Source organism: Chromohalobacter sp. 48-RD10, assembly GCF_029889785.1.
Taxonomy (GTDB): Bacteria; Pseudomonadota; Gammaproteobacteria; order Pseudomonadales; family Halomonadaceae; genus Chromohalobacter.
Genome location: NZ_JARANX010000005.1, coordinates 185,375 through 202,561, shown reverse-complemented (window position 1 = coordinate 202,561; position 17,187 = coordinate 185,375). Strand labels below are relative to the sequence as shown.

Annotated in this window: 17 protein-coding genes; 10 read left to right on the top strand and 7 right to left on the bottom strand. The window is 62.0% G+C overall.

The features are described 5' to 3' along the window. Positions 1 to 29 precede the first annotated feature (29 nt). Both OP496_RS08315 and gap read right to left on the bottom strand, forming a co-directional pair. On the bottom strand, positions 30 to 317 hold the full coding sequence (locus tag OP496_RS08315) for a hypothetical protein (protein ID WP_280563100.1): 288 nt from the start codon (positions 315 to 317) through the stop codon (positions 30 to 32). A 380-nt stretch (positions 318 to 697) separates the two neighbouring features. Continuing rightward, complete coding sequence (gap, locus tag OP496_RS08310; RefSeq protein WP_280563099.1) at positions 698 to 1,699, bottom strand: type I glyceraldehyde-3-phosphate dehydrogenase; 1,002 nt, start codon at positions 1,697 to 1,699, stop codon at positions 698 to 700. 166 nt (positions 1,700 to 1,865) lie between these two features. On the opposite strand from gap, the gene edd reads away from it, so the two are divergent. The 6 genes from edd to OP496_RS08280 all read left to right on the top strand — a co-directional run bounded on the left by edd (position 1,866) and on the right by OP496_RS08280 (position 9,172). After that, positions 1,866 to 3,737, top strand: coding sequence for a phosphogluconate dehydratase (gene edd / locus OP496_RS08305; RefSeq protein WP_280563098.1), 1,872 nt, complete (start codon positions 1,866 to 1,868; stop codon positions 3,735 to 3,737). Continuing rightward, positions 3,738 to 4,697 carry a glucokinase gene (gene glk / locus OP496_RS08300; RefSeq protein WP_280563096.1) on the top strand — a complete coding sequence of 320 codons (960 nt, stop codon included), beginning with the start codon at positions 3,738 to 3,740 and terminating at the stop codon, positions 4,695 to 4,697. After that, entirely contained in the window at positions 4,694 to 5,566 is an 873-nt protein-coding gene (locus tag OP496_RS08295) for a D-hexose-6-phosphate mutarotase (RefSeq protein WP_280563094.1), read from the top strand. The genes glk and OP496_RS08295 overlap by 4 nt, the downstream gene beginning before the upstream one ends. Further along, positions 5,563 to 6,438, top strand: coding sequence for an aldo/keto reductase (locus OP496_RS08290; RefSeq protein WP_280563093.1), 876 nt, complete (start codon positions 5,563 to 5,565; stop codon positions 6,436 to 6,438). Before OP496_RS08295 ends, OP496_RS08290 begins: the two co-directional genes overlap by 4 nt. A 119-nt stretch (positions 6,439 to 6,557) precedes the next feature. Continuing rightward, a complete protein-coding gene (pgi, locus tag OP496_RS08285; RefSeq protein WP_280563091.1) occupies positions 6,558 to 8,204 on the top strand; it encodes a glucose-6-phosphate isomerase in 1,647 nt (548 codons plus the stop codon). Further along, a complete protein-coding gene (locus OP496_RS08280) occupies positions 8,201 to 9,172 on the top strand; it encodes a carbohydrate kinase (RefSeq protein WP_280563090.1) in 972 nt (323 codons plus the stop codon). The genes pgi and OP496_RS08280 overlap by 4 nt, the downstream gene beginning before the upstream one ends. Before the next feature lie 25 nt (positions 9,173 to 9,197). Here OP496_RS08280 and OP496_RS08275 read toward each other — a convergent pair whose 3' ends face one another. Next, positions 9,198 to 9,755 (bottom strand): DJ-1/PfpI family protein, encoded by a 558-nt coding sequence (locus OP496_RS08275; protein ID WP_280563089.1) that lies wholly within the window; start codon positions 9,753 to 9,755, stop codon positions 9,198 to 9,200. Positions 9,756 to 9,875: 120 nt separating this feature from the next. On the opposite strand from OP496_RS08275, the gene OP496_RS08270 reads away from it, so the two are divergent. The 3 genes from OP496_RS08270 (at position 9,876) to OP496_RS08260 (ending at position 12,687) form a co-directional block, all read left to right on the top strand. Further along, a complete protein-coding gene (locus OP496_RS08270; protein ID WP_280563088.1) occupies positions 9,876 to 10,544 on the top strand; it encodes a hypothetical protein in 669 nt (222 codons plus the stop codon). 100 nt (positions 10,545 to 10,644) lie between these two features. Continuing rightward, entirely contained in the window at positions 10,645 to 11,571 is a 927-nt protein-coding gene (locus OP496_RS08265; protein ID WP_280563087.1) for a lysine exporter LysO family protein, read from the top strand. Positions 11,572 to 11,679: 108 nt separating this feature from the next. Then, complete coding sequence (locus tag OP496_RS08260) at positions 11,680 to 12,687, top strand: LacI family DNA-binding transcriptional regulator (protein WP_280563086.1); 1,008 nt, start codon at positions 11,680 to 11,682, stop codon at positions 12,685 to 12,687. A gap of 13 nt (positions 12,688 to 12,700) precedes the next feature. On the opposite strand, the gene OP496_RS08255 is transcribed toward OP496_RS08260, so the two are convergent. Then, on the bottom strand, positions 12,701 to 13,240 hold the full coding sequence (locus OP496_RS08255; protein WP_280563085.1) for a gluconokinase: 540 nt from the start codon (positions 13,238 to 13,240) through the stop codon (positions 12,701 to 12,703). A 157-nt stretch (positions 13,241 to 13,397) separates the two neighbouring features. Between OP496_RS08255 and OP496_RS08250 the strand changes: the two genes are divergently transcribed. Continuing rightward, positions 13,398 to 14,744 carry a gluconate:H+ symporter gene (locus tag OP496_RS08250; RefSeq protein WP_280563084.1) on the top strand — a complete coding sequence of 449 codons (1,347 nt, stop codon included), beginning with the start codon at positions 13,398 to 13,400 and terminating at the stop codon, positions 14,742 to 14,744. Between the two features lie 119 nt (positions 14,745 to 14,863). Here OP496_RS08250 and OP496_RS08245 read toward each other — a convergent pair whose 3' ends face one another. From OP496_RS08245 to OP496_RS08235, 3 genes are read right to left on the bottom strand one after another with little or no spacing between them, the layout of a single operon-like run. After that, positions 14,864 to 16,003, bottom strand: a complete 1,140-nt coding sequence (locus tag OP496_RS08245) for a polynucleotide adenylyltransferase (RefSeq protein WP_280563083.1) — start codon at positions 16,001 to 16,003, stop codon at positions 14,864 to 14,866. 4 nt (positions 16,004 to 16,007) lie between these two features. Continuing rightward, the gene (gene glpE / locus OP496_RS08240; protein ID WP_280563082.1) at positions 16,008 to 16,340 is read right to left on the bottom strand and encodes a thiosulfate sulfurtransferase GlpE; all 333 of its coding nucleotides are present in this window, start codon (positions 16,338 to 16,340) and stop codon (positions 16,008 to 16,010) included. Between the two features lie 25 nt (positions 16,341 to 16,365). Beyond that, positions 16,366 to 17,184, bottom strand: coding sequence for a symmetrical bis(5'-nucleosyl)-tetraphosphatase (locus tag OP496_RS08235; protein ID WP_280563081.1), 819 nt, complete (start codon positions 17,182 to 17,184; stop codon positions 16,366 to 16,368). Between the last annotated feature and the right edge of the window lie 3 nt (positions 17,185 to 17,187).

Below are 17,187 nucleotides of genomic sequence, written 5' to 3'. Positions count from 1 at the left end.
ACCGCTGACTCGGCGAAGACACAAGCGGACTACTGCACCCCGGTGCGCCGCTGTGGCGGCGAGACCGGTGAGGCCTCCGGTTCGGCTTGCTCAACGGGTCGGCGATCATGTGTCTCGAGATAGGCCGACACCAGGGTGCGCAGCTCTTCAATGCTCAGCGCCACACGCTCGCAACGGGGCTGTCCCGACCAAGCGACGTAGACGGCAGGCGTGTCGCGCGATTGATCGACACCGGTGATCTTTCCTTGGCGATTGCGGTGTCCATCGCGCAGCATGACACCGACCAGCCGATGAGCCTGTTGCACAAAATCGCGCATGATGCCCGTTCCGTTGATGAGAAATGATGCATGCCTTTCACAGTATATCACAGGAAGGGTATAAACCCGACCATAAGGTCATGATGGACCCATTATGGCACTTCGTCATTCTCTACAGGACAGGAGCTTAGGCATCGTCACGAAAGTTGCAATATGCCAATGGCAATGCGGTGCCGCCTTAGCTTGAATATCGGCCGAGGGGTGTCAAATCTTGAGCGTCCCGGCAGAAAAAAGGCGCCCTGAGGCGCCTGATTTCCCGAGTACCTGACGTACCCGATGAGAAGCGAGAGCGAACGGACAACGATCGAGCGGAGCCGTGAGTGCGCGAGACGTGTATCCGGACGCTCCCACACGGGGTGGTTACGTCACCGACGACAGCCTTACTTGGCCGCGTGCATTGCCAGTGCCGTATCCAGCATACGGTTGGAGAAACCCCATTCGTTGTCGTACCACGCCATTACCTTGACCAGGCGGCCGTTGACGCGGGTGTGGTTGGCGTCGAAGGTGGACGAGTTCGCATCGTGGTTGAAATCGATCGACACTAGCGGCTGGGCATTGGAGGCCAATACCGGAGAATCCTCGGCCGCCTTCTCGACGATGGCGTTGATTTCTTCCTGGGTGGTTTCACGGCCAGCAGTAAAGGTCAGATCGACCAGCGATACGTTGATGACCGGCACGCGTACTGCCAAGCCATCGAATTTTCCTTCAAGCTCGGGCAATACCCGACCCACAGCCGCTGCAGCGCCCGTCTTGGTAGGGATCATCGACTGGGTCGCGCTACGCGCCCGGTAGGGATCCTTATGATAAACGTCAGACAGATTCTGGTCGTTGGTATAGGCATGCACCGTCGTCATCAGGCCGCTTTCGATGCCCACCGCATCGTTGAGCGCCTTGGCGACCGGCGCCAGGCAGTTGGTGGTGCAAGAAGCGTTGGAGACCACACGATGCTCGCTGGTCAGCATGTGCTCGTTGACGCCGAACACCACCATGGCATCGGCATCGCCACTGGGCGCGGAGATCAGCACACGCTCAGCGCCGGCCTCGAGATGCTTGGCGGCGGCGTCACGCTTGGTAAAGAGCCCCGTGCACTCCATGACCAGATCGACATTCAGCGATGTCCAGGGCAAGGCGGCCGGATCACGCTCGGAAAGTATGCGGATGCGGTCGCCATCGACGTGCAGTGACTCTTCGTCGTGCCCCACCTCGAACGTGAAGTGCCCATGCACGCTATCATGCTTGAGTAGATGGGCGTTGAGCGACGGATCGCCCAGATCATTGATGGCGACGACCTCAACGCGGTCGCGATAACCATTTTCGTAGAGAGCCCGCAGTGCGTTACGCCCGATACGCCCAAACCCGTTGATTGCAATACGCAGCGTCATAATGGCTTCCTCTCTTTGATTGGCGTGGACCCAAGGATACGATAAGACCCTTTTGGAAGAATACTACAACTATCCCCATAATTTGGGCAAAAGACGCACGACCATCAAGGTATTTTTTGCTAAATTTACTTACATGATCATCCACCGCACTTGATGAGGTCCTGACATGCCACTGAATCAGACCGTTGCCGACGTTACTCGCCGCATCGAAGAACGCTCCAAGGAACGCCGGGCGCTCTACGAAAAGCGCATGCACGATCAGTACAAGCGCGGGGTCCACCGTAGCGATCTCAGCTGCGGCAACCTTGCTCATGGCGTCGCCTCCTGCGGTAGCCAGGACAAGAATCAGCTCAAGCTGATGAACTCCGCCAATCTGGGCATCATATCGGCCTACAACGACATGCTGTCGGCGCACCAGCCCCTCGAGACCTTCCCTGCTACCATCAAGGATGCCGCTCGCCAGATGGGCTCGACCGCCCAATTCGCCGGTGGCGTCCCCGCCATGTGCGACGGCGTTACCCAGGGCCAGCCCGGCATGGAGCTGTCTCTGTTCTCACGCGATGCCATCGCCATGGCCACGGCAGTGGGTCTGTCGCACAACATGTTCGACGGCGCCCTCTACCTCGGGGTGTGTGACAAGATCGTCCCGGGGCTGTTCATTGCAGCGGCGCGTTTCGGCCACCTGCCGGCCACTTTCGTGCCCGCCGGCCCGATGCCCAGTGGCCTGCCCAACAAGGAAAAGGCCCGGGTCCGCCAGCTGTTTGCCGAAGGCAAGGCCACACGTGAAGATCTGCTGGAAGCAGAGTCGCAGTCCTATCACAGCCCCGGCACCTGCACCTTTTACGGCACCGCCAACTCCAACCAGTTGATGATGGAGATGATGGGCTTGCATCTGCCCGGGACATCGTTCGTCAATCCTGGCACCGAAATGCGCGAGGCCCTGACTCAGTTCGCCACCCAGCAAACGATTCGCAACACCGAGCCGGGTGGCGATTACCGACCCTTCTACAAGCAGATCGACGCCCGTGCCATCGTCAACGCCATCGTCGGCCTGCTCGCCTCGGGCGGCTCCACCAACCATACCCTGCACCTGGTGGCCATGGCCGCTGCTGCGGGGCTGACCCTGACCTGGGATGACTTCACCGATCTTTCCGCGGTGACGCCGAGCCTGATGCACGTCTACCCCAACGGTCAGGCGGACATCAACCACTTCCAAGCCGCGGGTGGCATGAGCCTTCTGTTCCGTGAACTGATCAAGGCCGGGCTCATCCATAGCGACATCCCGACCGCGTTCGGTACCGACATGACGGCATACACCAAAGAGCCCTTCCTCGAAGACGGCGAACTGATCTGGCGCGAAGGTCCCGAGCAAAGCCTCGACGAAGACGTCCTGCGACCAGTATCGAACCCCTTCTCCCCGACCGGTGGGCTGACGGTACTCGACGGCAACCTGGGGCGCGGCGTGATCAAGATCTCCGCCGTGAAGCAAGAAAATCGCCTGGTTGAGGCACCCATTCGGATCTTCGAGGATCAGAACGACTTGCAGAGCGCCTTCGAAGCCGGCGAGCTGGACCGCGACGTCATCACCGTCGTCCGCTTTCAGGGACCCCAGGCTAACGGCATGCCCGAGCTGCACAAGCTCACGCCCTACCTCGGGGTCCTGCAGGATCGCGGCTACAAGGTCGCGCTGGTGACCGACGGCCGCATGTCCGGCGCCTCCGGCAAGGTCCCCGCGGCGATCCACATGACACCCGAGGCCCTCGACGGCGGTCCGTTGGGTAAGCTTCGCGATGGCGATGTCGTGTGCCTCGACGCCGACAACGGCCGCCTGGAAGTAAAACTCGACGCACACACCTGGGCGCAACGCGAGCAGGCTATCGGCGATCTCGACCACTACCATGTGGGTCTGGGGCGCGAACTCTTCGGCGGCTTCCGCCAGCTGGCCATGCGCGGCGAGGAAGGCTGCAGCGTGCTGGGCGGCTTCGAGGCCGACGACCTCGCTCGCCAAGGAGCGCACATTCAAGGCGAGGAGGCTTGAATGAGCCGACCTGCCTTGATTGGCGACATCGGCGGTACCAATGCTCGCTTCGCCTTGGTGACGCCGGGGGCTTTCGATCTTCATGCCATTCGAACGCTTCCTTGTGCGCATTACCCGACACTCTCCGAGGCGATTCGCGCCTACCTCGACGAGGTGGGCGCGGAAATCCCTAGCGAGGCCTGCCTCGCCTTCGCCTGCCCCGTACACAACGATGAAGTCCGCATGACCAACAACGCCTGGTGCTTCTCCAAGCACCAGGTCACCGAGGAGTTCGGTTTTGAGCTGTTCAAGGTCATCAACGACTTCACCGCACAAGCCCTCGGCGTCCCCCACGTGGATGCCAAGGACCTGGTACCGCTGGGGGAAGGCGAGGCCGCACCGGGCAGCGCAAGACTGATCTTCGGCCCCGGCACTGGCCTGGGTATGGCGGGCCTCTTTCCCGGTCAGCACGACTGGATACCACTGCCTACCGAGGGCGGGCACATCTCCTTCGCGCCCACCGACGCACATGAGCGCGAGCTGCTGGCATACTTTCACCAGCACTACGGGCGGGTCTCGGTGGAGCGTATTCTCTGTGGTCAAGGCTTGCTGGATCTTTATCGCGCGAATGCACATCTGGCTAAGCGGATTGCCCACTACAACACGCCCTCCGAGGTCACCGGCGCGGCACGCGCCGGTGACCCGCTCGCGCGTCAGTCTCTAGAGCGCTTCCTCAAGATTCTCGGCGATGTCAGCGGCGATGCAGCCCTGATGCTCGGTGCACGCGGCGGCGTCTATCTGTGTGGCGGCATCCTGCCACGCCTTCTCGACTGGCTACCCCACAGCCACTTCCGTGACGCTTTCGCCGACAAAGGGCGCATGCACGCGTACACTGCTCACATTCCCGTATGGGTAGTCACGGCACCCTGGAATGGGCTGCTAGGTGCCTGCGAAGCGTTACATAACGAGGAGGTAGCATGATTCCCGATTCCCTGCGTAAGTTGCTCGACGCGACTCAGGGGCAGCGCGAAGCCGAATGGCAGGAACGCCGCGTGCTGTTGTTCAATACCGACTGGGGCGAATTGGCAGTCTCTCTGCAAGGCGCCCAGGTGCTGCATTTCCAGCCCTCCGCCGAGCGCAGCGATGGCTGGTTGTGGTTAACCCCGACCCCGCAGGCCTTGCCAGGCACGATACGCGGCGGCATCCCTGTCTGCTGGCCATGGTTCGCCGACGAGGCGCCGGACGGTCGTGGCCCCATGCATGGCACTGCGCGTCAGGCCGAGTGGCGACTGGACGGTATCGACGAAGAAGACGAAGGCGTCGAAGTGCACCTGTCGCCGACAACGCGCCTCGACGAACAACTCACGCCCCGCGTGATGATCCACGCCAGCGCCCGGCGTCTGCATGTCGAGCTGATTACCGAACACCGCGGTGAAACGCCAGTGAAATTGACCGCTGCATTGCATAGCTACCTGAGTGTTGCGCATACGTACCAATGCCGTATCGAGGGTCTGGCCGGCGCGCGTTACCTGGACAAGCGCCGGGACTTTTCCGAGGCGCACCAACAAGGCGAGCTCGGCGTGCGCGGCCCATTGGATCGCATCTACGAATCCAATCGCCCACTCGTACTCGACGACGGCGCACGTCGCCTCCAGATCACCAAGCAAGGCAGCGATTCCACAGTGGTCTGGCATCCCGACACTGAATTGCCCGGCGATACACCCGCCGACATCGGCTCCCGTTTTCTGTGCGTCGAGGCCGCCTGTACCCGCGTCGACCCCGTATGGCTGGTGCCTGGCGCCCAGCACCTCCTGGCCACCACCCTGACCCGTGAGGACATGTTGCAATGAGCGATGAGCTGACGTTCGACGTTCCCTTCGTACTGGGTATGATGCGCCTCCACGAGCGTCCCGAGCTAGCCGACGCCACGCGCTTGGCCGACTGGATCGAAGCACGTCTCGATGAAGGGCTAGATTGGTTCGATCACGCCGATATCTACGGCAATCGCGAGTGTGAACGACTGTTCGGCGAGGCCCTGGCACGGCGTCCATCGCTCAAGGCCCGCGTCAAGGTGATCACCAAGACCGATATCGTGCTGCCCGCACGCGACACGTCGCGTTTCGGCGTCAAGCATTACGATACCTCCCCCGATTACCTGAATACGCGGATCGACGCGTCGCTGGAACAACTGGGCATCGAGCGTCTCGAGCATTTCCTGTTGCACCGCCCTGACCCGCTACTCGATGCCCATGCCACCGGCGCCGCACTGGATGCCGCGATCGACGCCGGCAAGATCGGCGCAGTAGGGGTTTCCAACTTCTTGCCCGAACAGTGGCGACGCCTGCAGGCCGCCATGCGCCACCCACTCGGCGCGCATCAGTTCGAGTTGTCACTGGCACGTCCGGAAGTACTTTTCGATGGGTTCTACGATGCCGTGATCGCCGACGACCTGGCGCCCATGGCCTGGTCGCCACTAGGCGGTGGGCTGGTCTTCGAGGATGTCCTGGGCAGCACGCTGGAGCACTTCGCCGAAGAGTTCGAGTCGAGCACTGCCGGATTGGCATTGGCCTGGCTACGACGTCTGCCGGGGCATCCCGCGCCAGTCATCGGTACCCTCAAGGACAGCCGTATTCAAGCACTGCACCGCGACAGTAACCTGATGTTAGACCGTGCCGCCTGGTTCGCATTGCTCGAAGAGGCACGCAGTCACCGTGTGGCCTAAACGGTGACTCGCATGCAGCTTTCGTCGAAGGCCCATTGTGGAACCAGTGACAGGCTGACACGATTCATCGATCAGGCCCGCGTGGTCATGTTGCTCGATTCATGAAGAAGGATGACGCCATGTTCCAACTCACGCGCAGCGTCACCTGGCGCGCTCTCGAACGTCTCAATCGCGAGACCGCCAATGATCGCATCAGCGATTACTTCGCCACCGATCCCAAGCGCTTCGATAAGATGAGCCTGCGTGTCGGCGGCCTGTTCCTGGATTACTCCAAGCATCACATCTCCGATGCCGTACTCGCCAAGTTGATCGAGCTCGCCGACCACTCGGCACTGGTGCAGCGACGCGCGCAGATGTTCTCCGGCGACATCATCAATGTCACCGAAGACCGCCCGGTCCTGCACACCGCCTTGCGTCACCTCGGCGACGAGCCGGTCTATGCCGACGGCAAGGACGTGATGCCCGAGATCCAAAGCACGCGCGAACAGATCAAGCGCTTCTCGGAAGAGATACGTAGCGGCGAATGGAAGGGCTACAGCGGTCAACGCATCAAGGACGTGGTCAACATCGGCATTGGCGGCTCGGACCTGGGGCCCAACATGGCCTGCCGTGCATTGCTCAAGTACCGCCACGACGGGCTCAATTTCCACTTCGTTTCCAACGTCGACGGCGCTCATATTCAGAAAGTGCTGAGAACGCTCGACCCGGCAACCACACTGTTCATCGTCTCGACCAAGACCTTTTCGACTCAGGAAACGCTGCTCAACGCCAAGACCGCGCGACGCTGGTTCCTCGACCATGCTGGCGAAGATGCCGATGTCGGCGCGCATTTCATCGCGGCCTCGACCAATCGCAAGGCCGCTATGGAATTCGGCATCCGCGAGGAAAATGTCTTCGAATTCTGGGCTTGGGTCGGCGGTCGATACTCGATGTGGTCATCGATCGGGCTGCCCATCGCGCTATCCATCGGCTTCGATGGATTCATGGAACTCCTCGAAGGTGCCCACGAGATGGACCAGCACTTCATCAAGGCGCCGTTCGAGCAGAACATGCCGGTGCTCATGGCGTTGATCGGCATCTGGAACATCAACTTCATCGGCGCCGAGACGCATGCCATCGTGCCCTACGATCAGGCCCTGCATCAGCTACCGGCGTTTCTCCAACAGCTCGACATGGAGTCCAATGGCAAGTCGGTGGATATCTTCGGCCAGCCGGTGAATTACAAGACTGGCCCCATTGTATGGGGACAAACCGGATCCAACGGCCAGCACGCGTTCTTCCAATTGCTGCACCAGGGCACCCGCTACGTGCCCATCGACTTCATCGCCTCGCTCAAACCCGAGCCGGGCTTCGAGGATCATCACTTCGCCCTGCTCACCAACATGCTGGCGCAGGCCAATGCCTTCATGGAGGGCAGCCAGGACGGTAGCCAGCTCGACCCCTACAGCTGCCCCGGCAACCGCCCATCAAGCACCCTGCTTCTCGACGATCTGACGCCCCGTAATCTGGGTGCGTTAATCGCCCTGTACGAACACAAGGTGTTCGTACAGGGGGTGATCTGGAACATCAACTCCTTCGACCAATGGGGAGTGCAGCTCGGCAAACGCATCGCCGGGGAAATCAGCGAGCGCATCGACACCAATGTCGGGGACTTCGATGCCTCGACCCAGGGCCTACTGTCGCTGGTCCGCGAGTCCTTTCCTGCCTCGGCGCCAAATGACAAGGCATCAGGCAACGACAAGAAAACACGAGGAAAGACGTCATGACACCGCTCATTGCCTTCGGCGAGGCGCTCGTCGACATGCTGTCCAATTGCCTGGATGGCGCGGCCGACGACCTCCCAGAGACCTTCACGCCTTATGCGGGTGGCGCGCCGGCCAATGTCGCTGTGGCCTGCGCGCGTCTGGGGCTGGCGAGTCGCTTCTTGGGCATGGTCGGCGACGACCGCTTCGGCGACTTTCTCGTCGAGGAACTTGCGCGTCATGGTGTGTCGGTCGAGGATATTCGCCGCACGCGTGAGGCGCGCACGGCTCTGGCATTCGTCTCGCGCGATGCCCAGGGCGAGCGGCGTTTCGACTTCTACCGTCCACCTGCGGCGGATCTGCTTTACCGTCTCGAACATCTTCCCGCGGGCATCTTCGCCGAGCCGGCGATCCTGCATCTATGCAGCAACGGCCTCACCGATGAAACGATCGCCGAGACCACGTTGAGCATCGCCGACATCGCGCGGCGCGGCGAAGCCTTGATCAGCGTCGATGCCAACCTGCGCCACAACCTGTGGCCCGATAATCGCGTCGATATCGGCCGTGTCACCGCTCTGCTCGACCACGCGCACCTGCTCAAGTTGTCCCGCGAGGAGCTTGACCTACTGCGCGGCGATCACGACGCCGATACCTGGCTGCAATGGCGCCTGGCCGCTGGCGTGCGCCTGATCGTGATCACCGACGGGCCAGCCCCGGTCGCCGTGCATCGGCTTGGCAAGGTCATTCACGTCACGCCGCCCGACGTGACGGCCGTGGACACCACCGCCGGCGGCGACGCCTTCGTAGGCGGCCTGCTGGCGCAACTGGCCGAGGCCGATGTCACCGCCGCCACACTCGGCGAATGGTGCCAGGACGAAACCCGCTTGCGAGACGCCACCCAGCGTGCCTGTCGCTGCGGGGCCTTCGCCGTGACACGCCCCGGCGCCTACACGGCCCTACCCACCCGCGACGACCTCGACGCCATGCGATGATCCTCCGAGCGCTGGGCTCGGACACTCACAACAAGGCGTCGAACTGCTTCAGCCATTCGGGATGCGCGGGCCAGGCAGGGGCCGAGACCAACCGACCACAAGTCACCGCTTGATCTGCCGCGAGATCGACGAATTCGCCGCCCGCCAAGCGCACCTCCGGCGCACAGGCGGGGTAGGCCGAGACACGCCGCCCGGCCAACGAAGTCGCTGCAACAAGCAGTTGTGCCCCATGGCAGATCGAGGCGACGGGCTTGTCGGCCTCCAGAAAGTGACGCACGATGGCCAGAACGCGCTCATCGAGGCGCAGATACTCCGGGGCGCGTCCTCCCGGTATCACCAGCGCATCGTAGCTTGATGCCTCGATCTCGGCGAAGCTGGCATTCACGATGAAGTGGTGGCCAGGCTTTTCGGAATAGGTCTGATCGCCCTCGAAATCGTGAATGGCCGTCTTGACGCTATCGCCCTTTTTCTTGTCCGGACAGACTGCGTCAACGCCATGCCCCATCGCCTGCAGTGCCTGGAAGGGCACCATGATCTCGTAGTCCTCAACGAAATCACCGACAATCACGAGTATTCTGGCCATGCGTCGGACTCCTGCGGGAAGGTGGAAAACGGATTGGCTTTTACTCTTTTAGCGTAGTGCCTGGTACGCCACGCTGCACATGGAAACGGCGCCCCGCGCCGGCACTTTATGGAGCCCAAGATGCACGGATTGCACCGCTTCGCCGCCCTGGCACTCGTCGCCTGCTGGACCAGTCTCGGCGTGATTTCCTGTGCGCATGCCGCCCCCCAGCCCTTCGCCGCGACCTACCACCTTCGCCTCGACGGCTGGCCGGATGCCGACGTCCATCATCGTCTCAGCCATCTTTCGGGGAACGACTGGCAAAGCGAGATGCGCGCCAGCATCCTCACCGCCGAGGGCTACGAGCGCGGCAAGTTCCGCCTCGACGGCGGCGACCTGACTGCCTGGCATTACGCCAGTGGCTATTCGCTGTTCGGCCTCGGGGAGCGTTACCATCTATCGGCACGCGACCTCGCCGCTCTGCCCGACCGCCAGAGCGCCTTGTTCCAGTTATCCCGCAAGCTGGACGACGCCCCCTGTCAGGGTGACGAATCCACGCCATGCGAACTGGCGTATGCCGACCACAAGGGACGTACCGAGCATTTCGCTTATCGCGTCGCGGCACCGAAAACGCTCGAGGTTCCGGCCGGCGAGTTCGAAGCACGCTGGGTGGAGGGATGGAATCCGGAAAAGCCAGATCGCCGCCTTCGCCTGGCCTTTTCCTCGACCACACCCGGGCTGCTGATCAGCGTGGAATACTACCGGGACGACGAATTGACGAGCCACATGGCGTTGACCGAACTGAAGTAATGAAAGCTGCTAACCGCCCATAAGCAAAAGCTTTTGCGTGCTCCGCCCAGCTCACATAGAGTGACCGCTTCCGAGACGACGTACACTACCAGGAGCGGGCATGCTGGCCGGACTTTTATTGATACTGCTTCCCTTGATCGTGGGCTATCTGGTGCCGGTACGTCATCGCGGCGTGCTTGCCACGATCAACCGCGGCGTCAATGGTTCGGTCTACGTCATCCTGTTCCTGATGGGCATCAGCCTGGCGGGGCTCGAGGACTTGCTCGGCCAGCTCTCGCGGATGAGCGGCCAGGCCGCAACGTTATTCGCGATCATCACCCCGCTCAACCTGCTGGCGCTGATCTGGCTGTCACGTCGAAGCCGCCTGAGCACCGGACAGTCACCCCGCCTTCCCGATGCGCCAACCAGCACCGGCGCGGCTCTGCTCGGGTCGCTGTCGCTTGCCGGCGTAGTGGTCCTGGGGACGCTATTCGGCGTGGCGGCCGGCCATTGGGGCGTCGGGATCGTGCATGCCTGGGCAGAGCCACTCGCCGAATGGGCGCTCTATCTGCTACTGACATTGATCGGCTGTCAATTGCGCAACTCGGGCATGCCGCTCAAGCAGATCCTGCTCAATCGCCATGGCCTGGTCATCGCGATCAGCGTGGCACTCAGCTCACTGCTAGGAGGCCTGCTGGCCGCCCCACTGCTCGATCTACGCTGGAACGAAGGCCTCGCCATGGCCGCCGGTTTCGGCTGGTATTCACTCTCCGGGATTCTCATCGGCGACCAGCTCGGGCCCGTGCTCGGCGGCGTGGCCTTCTTCAACGACCTGGCACGCGAATTGTTCGCCTTCCTGCTCATCCCCTTGGTCATCCATCGCGCCACGCCACTAGCCATCGGCTATGGCGGCGCCACGTCCATGGACTTCACCCTACCCGTCATTCAGCAGCACGGTGGCGTGGCCTGCGTGCCCATCGCCATCGTCAACGGCTTCTTGCTATCGCTACTCTCGCCACCGCTGATCCTGCTCTTGCTATCGTTCTGACGCCGCTTGCGACCATGGCCCAACAGTCATGTCCAGACGAGGATGCTAATCTCCGAAAACGTTACCGCTAACATTGCGGCATAATATAACAAGGAGATGGGGACACACATGCCGCGTCGTTCATCGGGTCGCGTCACGCTTCAGGATATCGCCGAACGCGTCGGCGTCAGCAAAGTCACGGTCTCGCGTTGCCTGCGCGAGCCACAGCGCGTCTCCGAAACGGTGAGACTACGCATCGACGAGGCCGTCGAAGCTCTGGATTACATCCCCAATCGCCAAGCCGGGGCGCTTTCCAGCGGACGCAGCCTGAGCGTGGCGTTGCTGGTGCCGTCGATTTCCAATTCGGTGTTCTCCGAGGTCCAGCGAGGCGTCGATGAAGGGCTGCGCGAGGCCGGCTATCAGGTGCTCATGGGCCACACCGGGTATTCGGTTCTCGAGGAAGAACGGCTGATCGATACTTTCCTCGCCTACGGGGTCGACGGCTTCGTGCTCTCCAGCACCCGACACACCGACTACGCTCAGCGCCTTCTGAATCGTGCACGCCTGCCGGTAGTGGAAACCATGGAGCTTACCGATAACCCACTCGATATCAACGTCGGCCTCGATCAACGCGTGGCCGGACGTGCCATCGGAGAGGCCTTGATCGCTGCCGGCTATCGGCGCATCGGATTCTGCGGCGCACGGCTCGATTACCGAGTGCAGCAGCGTCTGGCCGGATGGGAAGATGCATTGAAAGCAGCGGGGCTGTCGACGCAGCGCTGCCAAACGACGCCGCGCCCCTCATCCTATCGCCTTGGCGGGGAACTGCTTTCAGCCATGCTCGAACGCTGGCCGGATATGGATGCCGTGTTCTGCTGTAACGATGACCTGGCGGCGGGTGCCTTGTTCGAATGCCAGCGACGGCGTCTCGATGTGCCCGGGCAGTTGGCCCTGGCGGGCTTCAACGGCCTCGACATCACCGATGCGACCTGGCCAACGCTCACTACCGTGATCACACCGCGTCGCGCCATTGGTGAACAGGCTTCGCGCCTGATCGTCGAACGCTTGCAGGGGACGCCGCGCGACCCCTCTCGCCATGACATGGGCTTCGAGATCGACCTACGTCAAAGCACCTGACGATACGCCCCGCTCACGCGATATATTCAGCACCGCGACGCGATATACCCTGCACGCTGAGCGCGACGACATCGTCCAGCGAAGCATCGATGTCAACGGTAACCGCCTCGTTTTCTCCCGGCGCCTCGAGTGTGGCCAACTGACTATCGAGCATGGCCTCACCCTTGAAGAAGTGATCCTGCCGCGCCTTCAAGCGCTCAAGCAGCACCTCTCGCGTGCCATCCAAGTGCACGAAACACAGCGCGTCATCACCGCCGCGCAGCACGTCGCGATACTCGCGCTTGAGTGCCGAACAGCCGATCACCACGGTCTCTCGATTATCGCGCCCTTCCCGCACCAGTTCGGATAAACGCGTCAACCAGCCGGCACGATCATCGTCATTGAGCGGTTCCCCACGCGACATCTTGGCCACGCTGGTCGCCGAATGATAAGCGTCACCATCGATGAAACGCCCGTCGATTGCCTCGGCCAAGCGTTCACCGACCGACGTTTTACCACAGCCCGACACGCCCATGACGATGATCCGCTGCGGATTGCTCGTCGACTCGTTCATATCCACTTTTCCTCGTTTCTCTATTCGCCTTTCGGAGCATTGTTGTCCATGGAATGTTACCGGTAACATTCATTTTCCTAAATTCGACGCCAAGGCACAACGCGACCATCGCCGCATCCCCGTTGCCGGTCGCGCCTCCAATAGAGGTTTCGCACACATGGATCACGCCACCACCCTGCTCCTTTCCGCACTGGGCGGCATCATATTGCTGTTGTACCTGGTCATGCGCCTTCGCCTGCATGCCTTCGTCGCCTTGCTGACAGTCAGCCTGATCGTAGGCCTCACTACGGGCATGGACCTCGAGGCCATTCTGCAGTCCGTGGAAGACGGCATGGGCGGCACACTCGGTTTCGTTGCTACCGTCGTCGGCCTGGGCGCGATGTTCGGCAAGATGCTGGAAGTCTCCGGCGGGGTCGATCGCCTGGCCAGCACGTTGCTCAATCGTTTCGGAGAAAACCGCTCGCAATGGGCCATGGGCGTCACCGGTTTTCTGGTGGCGATCCCTGTTTTCCTGGATGTCGCCTTCATCATTCTGGTGCCGCTGATCTACGCCCTGACCCGCCGGACCGGGCATTCGCTACTCTACTATGGTGTCCCGCTCCTTGCCGGGCTTGCAGTCACTCATTCGTTTATTCCCCCGACGCCGGGACCGATCGCCGTCGCGGATCTGATCGGTGCTGATCTAGGCTATGTCATCCTTTTCGGGGCCATGGCGGGGCTGCCGGCCATGATCATCGCAGGCCCCCTCTTCGGGCGCTATATTGCCAAGCATATCGACGTGGGCATTCCAGACTACATGGAGCTGCCTAAAGACGAGATCGACAGCACCGGGCTGCCGAGCTTCAAGCTGATCCTCGCCATCATTCTGCTGCCGCTGGTCCTGATCGTGCTCAACACCGTCTCCGGTGCGGTGCTGGCAGACGATAATCCAATCGTTACCACCCTGGCGTTCGTGGGTCATCCCTTCGTGGCGCTGACGCTGGCGACACTACTGTCGTTCGTGTTCTTGGGGACGCGGCGTGGCATGAGCCGTGAGAATGTCATGGAAGTCGCCACCAAGGCACTCGAACCAGCCGGTATCATCATCCTCGTCACCGGTGCCGGCGGCGTATTCAAGCAGATGCTTATAGACTCCGGTGTCGGCGATGTCATGGGGCAGATGATGGCCGATAGCGCCCTGCCGCCGATTCTGCTCGCCTTCTTGATCTCCACCGCTGTGCGCGTGGTACAGGGCTCCGCCACCGTGGCGATGATTACTGCCGCCGGCCTGATGGCGCCCTTGATCTCGACCCTGGGCCTGGAAGGACCGGTGCTTGGCTTGATCGTGATCGCCATCGCTTCCGGCGCCACGGTGCTCAGTCACGTCAACGATTCCGGGTTCTGGCTGGTCAACCGTTACTTCGGCCTGACCGAGACGCAGACCCTGAAAAGCTGGACGGTGATGGAGACATTGATCGGGCTGGTGGGGCTGGTGGTCGCACTGATTATCGGTCTATTCGTGTAATGCCACGCCACACACGCAACGCATAAAAACGCAGAGGGGGCCATCACGGCCCCCTCTGCGTCTTGATACTACTGTTTTTTATATCTTCCCGTCGCGTTCATCTCGATCACGGCCACGCCTTATAGCTTATACAGCTTGACCGCATCCTCGATGGCTTCCAGTCGACGCTGAGCCAGTGCATTCCCCAACTCCTTGCCGCAATAGCCTTCGTCGAGCAACATGCGCGGTTCGATCTCGATCGCTTTTTGCCAGGCAAGCGCAACATACTCGGCCAGCGTCGGTGCCTCCAGTGCCAGATAACGCTGCAACGGCTCGACACGTTCGGACCGCCGCCAGGCATCGATAGCATCGAACCAGGCCAGCACGTCGGCGCCCTCCAGTCCACGGGCTTCATCGGTATGCCGCAGTGCTCGGGTACGCGCTACCTGGCGAGACAGATCGCGCCACGCATTGGGCACGCGCAGACGCTCGCACAACGCCTCGCGCGCCTCGTCAGTCAGTGCTTCGAGCAAGCGCGCCCAACGCCACCGTGCCGGTTCGGCATCGGCGGGCAGTCTCGCCATGGCCGCTTCGCCACGCGCGAGCATGCTTGGGGCATTCAGTTCCGGCATCCACACGGCCAGGGCCCCGCACTCTTGCAGCGCCGTGAAATAGGCAATGGGGCATGGCTCAGCCAGCGCCTTGACGGTCTCCTGCCAGACGCGCTCGGCGACCAAGTGACCGATTTCACCACTGTCGCATAGCCGACGCATCAGGCGCTTCGTGTCGTCGGCGATGACGAAGCCCAGGCCCCGGTAACGCGCCCAGAAGCGTGCCGTGCGCAGCACCCGCAAGGGGTCTTCGACGAACGCCTCGGAGACATGACGCAGCACGCGCGCGTCGAGATCCTCCGCCCCCTGAAAAGGATCGACCAGATGCCCCTCAGTGTCTTCCGCCATGGCATTGATGGTCAGGTCCCGGCGTGCCAGGTCTTCCTCGAGGGTCACCTCAGGGCTGGCGTGAATCACGAACCCGGTATAGCCGTGGCCCTGCTTGCGTTCGGTACGCGCCAAGGCGTATTCCTCGTGAGTCACCGGGTGCAGGAAGACCGGAAAATCGCGCCCCACCGGAATGAATCCCCGCGCAGTGAGCGCTTCCGGCATAGCGCCAACCACCACCCAGTCTTCATCGGTGACTGGCCAGCCAAGACGCGCATCGCGCACCGCTCCGCCGACCCGGTAGACGGCGAAACCTTCGAGCACATCGCGAGGCGCGTTCATGAGCTCAGCTCTCAACCCGCTCGGGATGACGCGCGGCCCAATCGGTGAAGCCACCATCCAGGCTATAGACATCGCTAAAGCCCTGAGCCGCTAGCCAGGTGGCCGCCTGCTGGCTGGAATGGCCGTGATAGCAGACAACCACCATGGGGCGTTCACGCGGCGCCCGCTCGAACAATTCCGCCACGCTGGCGTTGTCGAGGTGGTGGCTGCCGGGAATATGTCCCTGTGAATAACTCAACGGGTCGCGGATATCGACCAGCGTCAGCTCACGGGCGCTTTCGAGCCACTCGGCCAACGTAGTCGGGGCAAGGTGGGTAAAACTCGTCTCGTGGGACATGAGAATGCTCCTTGGCAGATCAGTATCAATGCCGCAGATGGGCCGGTTCGACGTAGCGTTCACCGCTTTCCAGATCGACCGCGGTCAGCTCACTGCCCCACACACAGCCGGTATCCAGCGCCAGGGCACGCACACAGGCGTCGGGAGTCTTGCCCTGAAGCGCCGCCCAGTGGCCGAAGACGATACGCGGATCATCCTTGCGCGGGTAAGTGAACCAGGGTGCGAAGTCGGCGGGCGCGCTGTCCAACCCTTCCTTGGCATCGAAGTCGAGCGTCCCGTCGGCGGCGATGAAACGCATGCGCGTGAAGGTATTGACGATAACCCGCAAACGCTCGATGCCACGCAGGTCCTCCGACCAACGCGCCGGCGAATTGCCGTACATCGACGCCAGGAAATCGCCCACCGCATCGCCACGCAGCACCGCCTCGACCTCGGCAGCGTAGTCGCTCGCCTGTTTCAGCGACCAATGCGGCGGCAGTCCCGCATGCACCATGACAGCATCGAGCGCAGCGTCATGCACCAGCAGCGGCTGGCGACGCAGCCAATCTAGCAGCTCGTCGCGGTCATCGGCTTCGAGAATCGGTTGCAGCGTGTCAAAACGCTTGAGCGGCGCGTCGGCCCAGGCCGCCGCCAGCAAATGAAAATCGTGGTTGCCCAGTACCACCCGGGCACTGTCGCCCAGCGCCTTTACGGCGCGTAGACAGTCAAGTGACCCCGGGCCGCGGTTGACCAGGTCGCCCACCAGCCACAGGCGGTCGCGCTGCGGATCGAAAGCGATCCGCTCGAGCAGCGCCGCGAACTCTGCATGGCAGCCCTGCAAGTCGCCGATGGCATATGTCGACATATT